Below are 12,871 nucleotides of genomic sequence, written 5' to 3' on the forward strand. Positions count from 1 at the left end.
GCGGTTCTCCTGGACTTTCGCCGTCGAAAGGACGAGCGTTGCGTGAGCAATGGTAGGGACGGTCGGCGACCTTACCAAGGGCGCGGCTGGGGAAACATCGTCCCATCCCGCGGCGGTGATGCCGGCCGGCCTAGCGAATCGGCGCCTACCATGCCCCACGCCCCGGTTAGTCGGATGTGAATCGCATGCGTCACCACCGTGACCGGCGGCGTTTAGAGCGCGAACAGGCAGGCCGGCCCATACTGTGCACGAGGGCGCCTTGCTGCGCGCCGCCGCCGTTCCTGCAGGAGAGTCCATGCGCAAGCCCGTGCTGTTGATCGCCGCCATCGTGTTGCTGGTGGGCGGGCTGTGGGGCATCCGCGGGCTGCAGCATCCGCCGCACCAGCAATTCGCCCCCTCGCTCGACGCGGCCGCACAGGCGCCGTACACCGCGCCCGGCAAGGCAGCCGCGGCATCGGATGCCGCGGCGCCGGAGCTGCCCGCGTTCCTGCCGCCAGAAGCGCGCGCCACGGTGGCATTGATCCAGCGCGGCGGCCCGTTCCCGCATCGCCAGGACGGCAGCGTGTTCGGCAACCGCGAGAACCGCCTGCCGGCGCAACCGCGCGGCTACTACCGCGAGTACACCGTCGATACGCCCGGACTGTCGCATCGCGGCACGCGCCGCATCGTCACCGGCGGCACGCCGCCGCAAGTCTGGTATTACAGCGACGACCACTACGACAGTTTCCGCAGCTTCCAGGTCGGTGGCGCGGGGCCGGCGCGATGAGCGGCTTCCCGTTCGCGCTGAACCTGGCCGAGCCGGCCGCCTCCGGCGTCTACCGCGTCGCCAACCGCGACCTGGACAGCGTCGCCGCCCTGGCCCGCGACGCCGGCCTGCGGCTGTGCCGGATCGACCTGCACGGCTGCACCGGCAAGGCCATGTTGCTGATGCGCCTGGCCGCGCAACTGGACTTCCCGCCCGGCTTCGGCCGCAACTGGGACGCGCTGACCGACGGCCTGCGCGACCTGTCCTGGCTGCCCTCGCCGCGCGGCTACGCGCTGCTGCTGGAGGACGCCGGGCAGTTGCAGGCGGTGGCGCAGCCGGCCTTCGACGTGCTGCTGGACATCCTCGACGACGTCGCCCGCGAGTGGGCGCAGGACGGCGTCAGCTTCGTCGCGTTCGTGGGCGGCAGCGAGGAAGCGGAAGCACCCGCCGAGTCGGATTGATCTGACCGCGCTGCGCCGAGAACCGCTCGCACAACAGGCCACCGCACATGCCCCCCCTGTGGGAGGGGCTTCAGCCCCGACGCGATCCCCCCAATGCCCACGCATCCGGTCTTCGATCTCGGTAAAGCGGCCGCCGTGTTCGTTGCCGCCGCAGGCCCAGGGTGTTTGTCCCGAGCCCCGGCTCTTCAACCGTCCAGCTCGCTCCACCGCGCATACGCCGCATCGAGGTCCGCCTGCGCCTGGCTCAAGGCCTGGGTGTGCGCGGTCACCGCCGCCGCGTCGCGCTGATAGAACGCCGGGTCGGCCATCGCCTCGGTCAGCGCCGCGACCTGCTGTTCCAGCGCTTCGATCCGCGCCGGCAACTGCTCCAGTTCGCGCGCGTCCTTGTAGCTGAGCTTGCGCTTGGCCGGCGCGGGTGCCGGCGCCGCTGCAGCGGCCGCCACCGGCGTGGTCGCCGCCGCGGTGGCCGAGGCCTTGGCCACCGCCATCGCGCTGGCCGGCGTCGCCGGGCGCTGGCGTACCCAGTCGCTGTAGCCGCCGACGTATTCGCCGATGCGGCCGTCGCCTTCCATGACCATGGTCGAGGTGACCACGTTGTCGATGAAGTCGCGGTCGTGGCTGACCAGCAACAGCGTGCCGCTGTAGTCGCCGAGCAGTTCTTCCAGCAGCTCCAGGGTTTCCACGTCCAGGTCGTTGGTCGGTTCGTCCATCACCAGCAGGTTGGACGGCTGCGCGAACAGCCGCGCCAGCAGCAGGCGATTGCGCTCGCCGCCGGACAGGCGGGTGATCGGCGCGCGCGCACGCTCCGGGGTGAACAGGAAGTCCTGCAGGTAGGCGTGCACGTGCTTGCGCTTGCCGTTGACCTCGATGAAGTCGCGGCCCTCGGCCACGTTCTCGATCGCGCTCCAGTCCTCGCGCAGGGTGGCGCGGTACTGGTCGAAATACGCCACCTGCAGATTGGTGCCGGCGCGCACTTCGCCCTGGTCCGGGGTCAGTTCGCCCAGCAGCAGCTTCAGCAACGTGGTCTTGCCGCTGCCGTTGGGGCCGATCAGGCCGATACGGTCGCCGCGCAGGATGGTGGTGGAGAAGTCGCGCACCATGCTGCGCGCGCCGAAGGCGAAGCTCAGGTCCTTGGCCTCGATCACCTTCTTGCCGGAGGACTCGCCCTGCGCGGCCTCCATGCGCACGTTGCCGCCGAGTTCGCGGCGCTGGGTGCGCTCGCGGCGCATCGCTTCAAGCCGCCGCACACGCCCCTCGTCGCGGGTGCGCCGGGCCTTGATGCCCTGGCGGATCCACACTTCTTCCTGTGCCAACAGCTTGTCGAAGCGCGCGTTCTCCTGCGCCTGCGCATTGAGCCGCTCCTCGCGGCGGCGCTCGTAGTTGGCCCAGTCGCCCGGCCAGCTGCTGACCTGGCCGCGGTCGATCTCGACGATGCGCGTGGCCAGGGCACGCAGGAACCGCCGGTCGTGAGTCACGAACACCACGCTGCCGTTCCAGCCCTTGAGGAAGCCTTCCAGCCAGTCGATGGCCTCGATGTCGAGGTGGTTGGTGGGCTCGTCCAGCAACAACAGGTCCGGCGCCGAGACCAGCGCGCGCGCCAGCAATACGCGGCGCTTCATGCCGCCGGACAGCCGCGCGAATTCGGCGTCGCCGTCCAGTTCCAGCCGCGTCAGGGTCTCGTTGACCCGCTGGTCCAGTGCCCAGCCATTGGCGCCATCGATCTTGGACTGCACCGCGCCCAGCGCATCGCCGTCGAATTCGGCGGCATGGCTGAGCCGATGGAACTCGGCCAGCCAATGGCCGAGTTCGCCCAGGCCGTCGGCGACCACGTCGAACACGCTGCCGGCGGCGCCATGCGGCACCTCCTGTTCCAGCCGGGCGATGCGCACGCCCTGCTGCACGCGGACCTCGCCGTCGTCGGGCTTGAGCTCGCCGGCGATGAGTTTCATCAGGGTGGATTTGCCGGCGCCGTTGCGGCCGATCAGGGCGATGCGTTCGCCCGGCTCGATCGACAGGTCGGTCTTTTCCAGCAGCAAGGGGCCGCCGACGCTGTAGTCGAGGTTCTGCAGAGTGATAAGAGGCATGCCGTATTGTACGGGACCCGGGAGCCGGGACCCGGAAAGCAAAAAGCGGCGCGTGGTGCGAGTCGAAATGCCCTTTTGCTGTTGACGTTCCGGGTCCCGGGTCCCGAGTCCCGGCCCCACCAGCTAAAATGCCGCATGAACGATTTCGCCACCCTCTCCCTTTCCCCGGCGCTCGCGCCCGGCATCGACGCGCTCGGTTACACCCGCATGACCCCGGTGCAGGCGCAGAGCCTGCCGCCGATCCTGGCCGGCCAGGACGTCATCGTGCAGGCGCCCACCGGCAGCGGCAAGACCGCGGCGTTCGGCCTGGGCCTGCTGCACAAGCTGGATCCGGCGCTGAGCCGTGCGCAGGCGCTGGTGCTGTGCCCGACCCGCGAACTGGCCGACCAGGTCGGCAAGCAGTTGCGCAAGCTGGCCACCGGCATTCCCAACATGAAGCTGGTGGTGCTGACCGGCGGCATGCCGCTGGCGCCGCAACTGGCCTCGCTGGAGGCGCACGACCCGCAGGTGGTGGTCGGCACGCCCGGCCGCATCCAGGAGCTGGCGCGCAAGCGCGCGCTGCACCTGGGCGGGGTGCGCACACTGGTGCTGGACGAGGCCGACCGCATGCTCGACATGGGCTTCGAGGAGCCGATCCGCGAGATCGCCAGCCGCTGCGACAAGCATCGGCAGAGTCTGCTGTTCTCGGCCACCTTTCCCGAGGAAATCCGCGCATTGGCGCGCGACCTGCTGAAGGAACCGGCGGAAATCACCGTCGAGGGCGCCGACAGCGCGCCGGAGATCGACCAGCAGTTCTTCGAGGTCGACCCCACCTACCGGCAGAAGGCGGTGGCCGGCCTGCTGCTGCGCTTCACGCCTGAGTCCAGCGTGGTGTTCTGCAACACCCGCAAGGAGGTCGACGAGGTCGCCGGATCGCTGCAGCAGTTCGGGTTCTCCGCGCTGGCGCTGCATGGCGACATGGAACAGCGCGACCGCGACGAGGTGCTGGTGCGCTTCGTCAACCGCAGCTGCAACGTGCTGGTCGCCAGCGACGTGGCCGCGCGCGGGCTGGACGTGGAAGACCTGGCGGCGGTGATCAACTACGAACTGCCGACCGACACCGAGACCTACCGCCACCGCATCGGCCGCACCGCGCGCGCCGGCAAGCACGGCCTGGCGCTGAGCCTGGTGGCGCCGCGCGAGACCGCGCGCGCGCAGGCGCTGGAAACCGAGCAGGGCCAGCCGCTGCGCTGGTCGCGCGCGCCGCTGGCTACCGCACGGCCGGCGCAGCTGCCGCAGGCGGCGATGGTCACCCTGCGCATCGACGGCGGCAAGACCGACAAGCTGCGTCCCGGCGACATCCTCGGCGCACTGACCGGCGATGCCGGGCTGTCCGGCGCGGCGATCGGCAAGATCGCGATCTACGCCACACGCTCCTACGTCGCCATCGCCCGCGCCCATGCCGGCAAGGCGCTGGCGCAGCTGCAGGCCGGCAAGATCAAGGGCCGCCGCTTCCGGGTCGCCAAGCTGTGAGCGCGATGCAACAGATCCTGGCGTCGCTGCAGCCGGACGAGGACGGCAACCTGTGGAGCGATGCGGTCGCGGTGGCGTGGATGCACCATACCTGCTGCTTCATCCTGGAGGACTGCGCCGCCGGCGACATCCCGGCCGACGCCGCGTCCGCCATTGCGACGTTCCTGCAACTCGACGCCGCGGTCTTCGCCGCCGCCGCGCCGCACGTGTTCGCCTACTACACGCACACGCAGGCGCTGTGCGCCGAGTACGGATGGCCGTGCCCGGACATCGCCGGCCCCGACGAAATATGGGCGCACGTGCAGTTCGGCAGCGAAGCCTACGTCAGCCGCTACCGCGACGGTCGCCTGCGCATCAGCCTGGAGTGCAACTGCGACTGGGAAGCCGAACACGGACTGCAGCTGGTGTTCGCCGACGACGGCCGGATCTGCAAGGTCGGTCCGTTCGATGGCCACCTAAGCCATGCCGCCGCGCATGCGGACCCCAGCCTGGAAGCGGTGATCTACCCGAGCTGACACGGCGCCTGCGGTTGCGGCGTCAGGCGTCGCCCGCGCCATGCGCGATCGCCACGACGCATGTGCGCCGCGGCCGCGCCCAATGCGTCGATCCCCGGCCGCGCCACCTGCGCTGCCATGAGCAGTGGCCGTGCTCAGTACGTCAGCGTCGCCAGCAGCGGCAAGGTCTCGCTCCAGCGATCGCGTCCACGCAGCCCCTGCAGTTCCACCAGCACCGCGGCGCCGACCACTTCCAGTTCCAGTTGCTGCGCCAACGCCAGGGCCGCGCGCAGGGTACCGCCGGTGGCGAGCACGTCATCGACCAGCAGCACGCGCGAACCGGCCGGCAGCGCATCGGCGTGCATTTCGATGCGGTCGCTGCCGTACTCCAGCGCGTACTCCTGGGTCACCGTCCTGCCCGGCAGCTTGCCCGGCTTGCGCACCGGCACGAAGCCCGTGCGCAGTTCGTGCGCCAGCGCCGCGCCCAGGATGAAGCCGCGCGACTCGATGCCCAGCACCGCCTGCAGCGGCGTGGTGCGCCACGGACGCGCCATCTCGTCCAGCGCCGAGGCGAAATCCGGGCCGTCGGCCAGCAGCGGGGTGATGTCCTTGAACACGATGCCCGGCTTCGGGAAATCGGCGATATCGCGAATGCGGCCGGACCAGTGGGCCGGTGCGTCGCTGGGCGCGCCGCAGCAGGAGGAATCGTTCATCGCACAGTCGTATGCCGTGGGGGAACGCAAAGTCTAGTCGCAAGGCAGCACCGCGTCGCGGAGCCGCCTCGTCGGTCTACGACTTACGCCGCCGCTGCGCCCGCGTCCTGCCGCGCGGCCCCGCGAAACAGGCCGCGCACCAGCACGAAGAACAACGGCACCAGCAACACTGCCAGCACGGTGCCGGTGACCATTCCGCCGATCACGCACACGCCGATCTCGCGGCGGCTGGAGGCGCCGGCTCCGGTGGACAGCGCCAGCGGCAGCACACCGGCGACGAACGCCAGCGAGGTCATCACGATCGGCCGCAGGCGCAGCCGCGCGCCTTCCAGTGTCGCCTCCAGCAACGGTCGCCCGGCACGCTGCCGCGCCTCGGCGAATTCGACGATCAGGATCGCGTTCTTCGCCGACAGGCCGATCGTGGTCAGTAGGCCGACCTGGAAGTAGATGTCGTTGACGAACCCGGCCAGGGTGGTCGCCAGCACGGTGCCGACCACACCCAGCGGAATCACCAGCAGCACCGCCACCGGGATCGACCAGCTTTCGTACAGCGCCGCCAGGCACAGGAAAATGAACAGGATCGAGGCGGTGTACAGCCACAGCGTCTGGTTGCTGGACAACTGCTCCTGGTAGGACAGCCCGCTCCATTGCAGATCGAAGCCCTCCTGCTTGGCCACCAGGGCCTGCATTCGCTGCATCGCCTCGCCGGAACTGCTGCCGGCCGCCGCGCCGCCCTGGATCTGCGATGCCGGCAGGCCGTTGAAGCGCTGCTGCAGCTGCGGGCCGCGGGTCCAGTGGGTGCTGGCGAAACTGGCGAACGGCGCCATCTGCCCGCCGCTGCCGCGCACGTACCACTGCGCGATGTCCTCCGGCAGCGCGCGGTACGGCGCATCGCCCTGCACGTACACGCGCTTGACCCGGCCGCGGTCGATGAAGTCGTTAACATAGCTGCCGCCCCAGGCGGTGGCCAGGGTCGCGTTGATGTCGCTCTGCGCCAGGCCCAGCGCGCTGGCCTGGGCGTGGTCGATGTCCACCTGCAGTTGCGCCTTGTCGCCCAGGCCGTTGAGGCGCACCGCGGTCAGCTGCGGATCGTCGCCGGCCTCCTTGAGCACCTGCTGCTGCGCCTTCAGCAGCGCCGCGCGGCCGGCGCCGTCGCTGTCGCGGATCCACAGCTCGAAGCCGCTGGACTGGCCCAGGCCGCGCACCGCCGGCGGCGACAGCACGCTGATCTTGGCGTCGCCGACGCCGCGGAAATGCGCGTTGGCGCGGTCGATGATGGCCTGTGCGGTGTTGTCGCGGTTGCGCTCGCCCCACGGCGTGAGCGCCACGAAGGCCTGGCCGGCGTTCTGCCCGGTGCCGGCGTTGTTGCGGCCGACCACCATGAAGATCGCGGTGAGATTGGCCTTCTCGTGGGTCATGAAGTAATCGCTGATGCGCTTGCCCAGCGCCTGGGTCTTGGCCAGCGGCGTGCCTTCCGGGGTGGTGAACTGGATCTGCACCTGGCCTTGGTCCTCCACCGGCAGGAAGCCGGTCGGCATGCGCATGTACAGCACCACCATCGCCAGCGCTACCAGCGCATACAGCGCCATCCAGCGCCGCGGCCGCTGCAGCACCGTGCCGAGGCGGCGCTGGTAGGCCTGCTGGCCGCGTTCGACGCTGCGGTTGAACCACTGGAAGAAACGGCCGAGCTTGCGCTCCTGCTCAACCGGCTTGAGCAGGGTCGCGCACAGCGCCGGGGTCAGGGTCAGCGCGACCAGCGCCGACAGCGCCATCGCCGAGGCGATGGTGATCGAGAACTGCCGATAGATGATGCCGGTGGAGCCGCCGAAGAACGCCATCGGCAGGAACACCGCGCCCAGCACCACGGTGATGCCGATCAGCGCACCGGTGATCTCGCCCATCGAGCGCTCGGTAGCCTCGCGCGGCGGCAGGTGTTCCTCATGCATGATCCGCTCGACGTTCTCCACCACCACGATGGCGTCGTCGACCAGCAGGCCGATCGCCAGCACCATCGCGAACAGGGTCAGCGTGTTGATGGTGAAGCCTGCCGCGGCGAGGATGCCGAAGGTGCCCAGCAGCACCACCGGCACGGTGATCGCGGGGATCAGCGTGGCGCGCGCGTTCTGCAGGAACAGGAACATCACCACTACCACCAGCACGATGGCCTCGGCCAGGGTGTGCACCACGTTCTCGATCGAAATGCGCACGAACGGCGTGCTGTCGCGCGGATAGGCCACGTCCAGGCCCGGCGGGAAGGTCGGCTTGAGCCGTTCGATGGTGGCGTGGATCGCGTCGGAGGTGGCGATCGCATTGGCGCCGGCAGACAGCGTCACCGAGAAGCCGGACGCCGGGTGGCCGTTGAGCGTGGCGTTGTTCTGGTAGTTCTCCGCGCCGATCTCCACCCGCGCCACATCGCCCAGGCGCACGCTGGAACCGTCCGCGCGCGTGGCCAGGATGATCTGCCGGAACTGCTCGGGCGTCTGCAGCCGCGACTGCGCGGTGACCGTGGCGTTGAGTTCCTGCTCGGCGCCGGTGGGCAGCGCGCCGAGCTCGCCGGCGGTGACCTGGGTGTTCTGCGCCAGGATCGCGCTGCGCACGTCGCCGGGCATCAGTTGGTAGGCATTGAGCTTGTGCGGGTCCAGCCACACCCGCATCGCGTACTGCGCGCCGAACACGTTGATCTCGCCGACGCCGTTGATGCGACTGATCGGGTCCTGCAGGGTGCTGACCAGGTAGTCGGAGATGTCGACGTTGTCCATGCGGTCGGTGCGGTCGTAGATCGCCACCGCCATCAGGCTGTCGCCCTGCGACTTGGCCACGGTCACGCCCTGCTGCTGCACTTCCTGCGGCAGCCGGTTGAGCGCTTGGTTGACCGCGTTCTGCACCTGCACCTGGGCGATGTCCGGGTTGGCCGCCTGGTCGAAGGTGATGCTGATCCGCGCCTGCCCCGACGAGGAACTGGTCGAGGAGAAGTACAGCAGATGGTCGATGCCCTTGATCTGCTGTTCGATCACCTGGGTGACGCTGTCTTCCACGGTCTGCGCCGAGGCGCCGTTGTAGGTGGCGGTGACGTTGACCGATGGCGGCGCGATGTCCGGGTACTGCTCGATCGGCAGGGTGAACACGGCGATGGCGCCGGCGGCCATGATGCAGATGGCCAGGACCCAGGCGAAGATCGGGCGGTGGATGAAGAAACGCGGCAGCATGCCGGCTCAGCCCTGGCTGGCGGCAGGCGCGGCCGTGGCGGCGGCGGTCTTCACCGTCACCTTGGCACCGTCGCTGAGGCCTTGCCGGCCCGCCACCACCACCCGCTCGCCGGGCTTGAGGCCATCGCCGACCAGCCAGCGGTCGCCGACCGCGCGCAGCGTGGTGAACTCGCGCTGCCGCACCACGTTGTCGGCGCCCACCACCCAGGCCACCGCCTCGCCGCGCGGGGTGCGGTCCACCGCCGCCTGCGGCACCAGCAGCGCCTGCTGGCGCACGCCCTGCCCGACCAGCGCGCGCACATACATACCCGGCAGCAGTTGCGCATCGGGATTGGGGAAACGCGCGCGCAGGGTCACCGCACCGGTGGTCTCCTCCACATCGAGGTCGGCGAACTCCAGCGTTCCCGGCAGCGGATACGCGGTACCGTCGGACAGGGTCAGCCGCACCTGCGTGCTGGCCGGCTGCACGCCACCGGCGGCGATCGCCCGGCGCAGCGCCAGGAACTGATTGCCGGACTGGGTGATGTCCACGTTCATCGGATCCAGTTGCTGGATCTTGGCGATGGCATCGGTCTGGTTGGCGGTGACCAGCGCGCCGGGGGTCACCCGCGCGCGGCCGATGCGCCCGCCGATCGGCGCCAACACCGTGGCGAAGCGCAGCTGCGTGCGCGCGGTGTCCAGCGCCGCGCGTTGCGCGTCGCGGCTGGCCAGCGCCTGCTTGTAGGCGGCCTGCGCATCGTCCACATCCTGCTGCGCGGCCAGCCGGGTCTTGCCCAGGGTGCGGTAACGCTCGGCGCGCAGCGTGGCGGCGGCGAGCGTGGCCTCGGCGGTGGCCAGGTTGGCCTGCGCCTGGTTGGCCGCGGCCTGGTACAGGGTCGGCTCGATCTGGAACAGCGGCTGCCCGGCCCGCACCGTGGCGCCCTCCTCGAACAGCCGCTGGCGCAGGATGCCGCTGACCTGCGGCCGCACCTCCGATTCTTCCGAGGCCACGGTACGCCCGGCCAGTTCCACGCTCAGCGGCACGCTCTGCGGCTGCAGGGTCACCACCTCCACCGTCTTCGCTGCCGGCGCCGGCGCCTTGCCTCCCCCCTTGCAGCCGGCGAACGCGAGCACGACGACGGACAGCAGCAACGGCAGCGCGCGGCGGCGCTGGACGAAAGGCGCGGGCATGCGCTTGATCCTGGGGACGGCGGGGAGGATCATTTAATTTACTCAAAGACAAAAAAACAATCATGAAGGGAAGCACAACCCTTCGCCGCCAGGATGCGCAAACTGCGACGGCGACGGCCGAGCCGGCGACGACGGGCGTGCCCGCGCGCCCGCGTGGACGGCCGGCACTGGCGCGGCCGCGCCTGCTGGCGGCGGCACGCACCCTGCTGCTGGAACACGGGCTGGACGTGTCGCTGGAACAGATCGCCAGCCAGGCCGGGCTGACCCGGCAGAGCCTGTACAACCACTTTTCCAGCAAGGCCGAGCTGCTGATGCAGGTGTTCGAGGCCTTGAACGAGGAACTGCAGGCGCGCTTCGAAAACATCGGCAGCGCCACCGCACAGGACCTGCCGGCGACCCTGCGGCAGATCGCGGTGACCGTGCCGGCGCACCTGTACGCGCCCGACGCCTTGCGCCTGCATCGCCTGCTGGTGCAGGCCAGCGCGCAGATGCCGGACCTGCTGCAGTCGCTGCACCAGCGCCGCGCCGGCCGCCTGCGCGAGCGCCTGAGCGCCTTGCTGCAGACCCTGCACGCGCGCGGCGACGTGCAGGTCGCACGCCCCACCCTCGCCGCAACCGCGTTCATCGGCGCCACCTTCGGCTATGCCTATCCCGGCGCGATGCTCAACGGACAGGCGCCGGACGCGGCCGCGCAGCAGGCGCTGGCGGAGGAAGTGGTGGCGACCTTCCTGGCCGCCTGGCGCTATCGCGGCGCGACCGCGCCCTGAGCGCACGCGCCGGCCCCGCTCAGGAACTGCACGACAGCATCGAACAACCAGCCCGGCTGCGCGCCCAGTCCGGACGCTTCGCCGCGAAGGCCTCGCGCCCGGGCTGCTCGTCGTAGGGACGCCGCATCACCTCCAGCAGCTCGTCGATGCCGCCGGTGTCGCCCTGCTCGGCGCGGTCGATCGCCTGCTGCGCCAGGTAGTTGCGCAGCACGTAGCGCGGGTTGGCCGCGCGCATCTGCTCCGCACGCACGGCGGCGGGCAGCGGATCCTGCTGCAGGCGCTGCGCATAGCGGGCCAGCCAGGCCTCGAACGCCGGCGCCTGCGTCGCCAGCTTGGCGGGGTCGTAGAACGCGTCGGCCAGTGCCGCCAGGGCCTGCGCCGGCGTCCACGGCGGCAGCGGCAATGCGCTCAAGCCGCGGAACCACAGGGTCATGTCGACCTCGCCCTGCTGCAGCAGATCCAGCAGGTCGCGCATCAGCGCCACATCGGCGTCGCCGCAGGTCGCCAGACCGAGCTTGGCCGCGATGTTGTCGCGCTCGGCCTGCGCATACTCCGCACGGAACCGCTCCAGGCCGTCGTGCAGTGGCGCGACGTCGTCGAACAGCGGCGCCAGCGCCTGCGCGAGCCGGCCGAGGTTCCAGTACGCAACCTGCGGCTGTGTACCGAAGCGGTAGCGGCGCCCCTGCGCATCGGTGGTGTTGGGCGTCCAGTCCGGGTCGTAGTCGTCGACCCAGCCGTAGGGGCCGTAGTCGATGGTCAGGCCCAGGATCGACATGTTGTCGGTGTTCATCACCCCGTGCACGAAGCCGACCCGCATCCAGTGCGCCACCATGCGTGCGGTGCGCGCACAGATCTCGGCGAACCAGGCCGCATCGCGTGCGCCACCGGTGCCGGACAGCGCCGGGAAATCGCGTGCGATCACCAGATCGGCCAGGCGCCGCAGCAAGGCGGTGTCGCCGCGCGCGGCCGGCAGTTCGAAACTGCCGAAGCGCACGAACGACGGCGCCACCCGGCACACCACCGCGCCCGGTTCGGCGCGCGGGTGGCCGTCGTAGAACATGTCGCGCACCACCGTCTCGCCGGTGCCGACCAGGCTCAGCGCACGTGTGGTCGGCACGCCCAGGTGATGCATGGCCTCGCTGCACAGGAACTCGCGGATCGACGAGCGCAGCACGGCGCGGCCATCGGCGCCGCGCGAATACGGCGTGGGCCCGGCGCCCTTGAGCTGCAGCTCCCAGCGCCGCCCGTCCACGCCCAGCGCCTCGCCCAGCGAGATCGCGCGGCCGTCGCCGAGTTGTCCGGCCCAATGCCCGAACTGGTGCCCCCCATAGTTCGCGGCATAGGCCTGCATGCCCGGATAGCGCGCATTGCCGGCGAACACCGCGGCGAACTCCGGCGCCCGCACCTCCTGCTCGGACAGCCCGAGCAAGGCGGCCACCTCCGGCGAATACGCCAGCAGCCGCGGCGCCGCGACCGGCGTCGGCTCGACCGGCGACCACAGCGCGCCCAGCACCTCGCGGCGCCTCGGACCGGTTTCCGGGTCGCCAGGCAGCTCGGCGACGAAGCGATTGTCGAAACGCAAGGAAGGCATGGGCAAGAGCGTAGAAGTCGCAGGCTTCATTGGAAAGTCCGCGAGGTGAGCATCCAGTGCACGCCAGATATCGCGAGAGCCCGAAAAGCCCCTCTCCCCCGGGAGAGGGGTTGGGGTGAGGGTCCGAC

The 12,871-nt window shown here is 70.3% G+C and carries 10 protein-coding genes; 5 read left to right on the forward strand and 5 right to left on the reverse strand.

Annotated elements, in window-relative coordinates; all coding sequences use genetic code 11:
• The first annotated feature begins 295 nt into the window (after positions 1–295).
• Both CEK65_RS10710 and CEK65_RS10715 read left to right on the forward strand, forming a co-directional pair.
• Positions 296–766 carry a ribonuclease domain-containing protein gene (locus tag CEK65_RS10710; RefSeq protein ID WP_152181708.1) on the forward strand — a complete coding sequence of 157 codons (471 nt, stop codon included), beginning with the start codon at positions 296–298 and terminating at the stop codon, positions 764–766.
• Complete coding sequence (locus CEK65_RS10715) at positions 763–1,206, forward strand: barstar family protein (protein ID WP_150410214.1); 444 nt, start codon at positions 763–765, stop codon at positions 1,204–1,206. The genes CEK65_RS10710 and CEK65_RS10715 overlap by 4 nt, the downstream gene beginning before the upstream one ends.
• A 185-nt stretch (positions 1,207–1,391) precedes the next feature.
• Here CEK65_RS10715 and CEK65_RS10720 read toward each other — a convergent pair whose 3' ends face one another.
• A complete protein-coding gene (locus CEK65_RS10720; RefSeq protein WP_152181709.1) occupies positions 1,392–3,290 on the reverse strand; it encodes an ATP-binding cassette domain-containing protein in 1,899 nt (632 codons plus the stop codon).
• A 135-nt stretch (positions 3,291–3,425) separates the two neighbouring features.
• Here CEK65_RS10720 and dbpA point away from each other — a divergent pair, with 135 nt between their 5' ends.
• Positions 3,426–4,802 carry an ATP-dependent RNA helicase DbpA gene (dbpA, locus tag CEK65_RS10725; protein WP_017914076.1) on the forward strand — a complete coding sequence of 459 codons (1,377 nt, stop codon included), beginning with the start codon at positions 3,426–3,428 and terminating at the stop codon, positions 4,800–4,802.
• Between the two features lie 5 nt (positions 4,803–4,807).
• A complete protein-coding gene (locus tag CEK65_RS10730; RefSeq protein WP_226980549.1) occupies positions 4,808–5,317 on the forward strand; it encodes a hypothetical protein in 510 nt (169 codons plus the stop codon).
• A gap of 134 nt (positions 5,318–5,451) precedes the next feature.
• On the opposite strand, the gene CEK65_RS10735 is transcribed toward CEK65_RS10730, so the two are convergent.
• The 3 genes from CEK65_RS10735 to CEK65_RS10745 all read right to left on the reverse strand — a co-directional run bounded on the left by CEK65_RS10735 (position 5,452) and on the right by CEK65_RS10745 (position 10,385).
• Positions 5,452–6,009 (reverse strand): adenine phosphoribosyltransferase, encoded by a 558-nt coding sequence (locus tag CEK65_RS10735; protein WP_017914078.1) that lies wholly within the window; start codon positions 6,007–6,009, stop codon positions 5,452–5,454.
• 83 nt (positions 6,010–6,092) lie between these two features.
• A complete protein-coding gene (locus CEK65_RS10740) occupies positions 6,093–9,215 on the reverse strand; it encodes an efflux RND transporter permease subunit (protein WP_152181711.1) in 3,123 nt (1,040 codons plus the stop codon).
• 6 nt (positions 9,216–9,221) lie between these two features.
• Entirely contained in the window at positions 9,222–10,385 is a 1,164-nt protein-coding gene (locus CEK65_RS10745; protein WP_152181712.1) for an efflux RND transporter periplasmic adaptor subunit, read from the reverse strand.
• Between the two features lie 137 nt (positions 10,386–10,522).
• Between CEK65_RS10745 and CEK65_RS10750 the strand changes: the two genes are divergently transcribed.
• The gene (locus CEK65_RS10750; protein WP_017916726.1) at positions 10,523–11,152 is read left to right on the forward strand and encodes a TetR/AcrR family transcriptional regulator; all 630 of its coding nucleotides are present in this window, start codon (positions 10,523–10,525) and stop codon (positions 11,150–11,152) included.
• A 19-nt stretch (positions 11,153–11,171) separates the two neighbouring features.
• Here CEK65_RS10750 and CEK65_RS10755 read toward each other — a convergent pair whose 3' ends face one another.
• Positions 11,172–12,743, reverse strand: a complete 1,572-nt coding sequence (locus CEK65_RS10755; protein ID WP_152181713.1) for a YdiU family protein — start codon at positions 12,741–12,743, stop codon at positions 11,172–11,174.
• Positions 12,744–12,871: the final 128 nt, after the last annotated feature.

This window comes from Xanthomonas sp. LMG 12459, assembly GCF_009192905.1.
Lineage (GTDB): Bacteria > Pseudomonadota > Gammaproteobacteria > Xanthomonadales > Xanthomonadaceae > Xanthomonas_A > Xanthomonas_A sontii.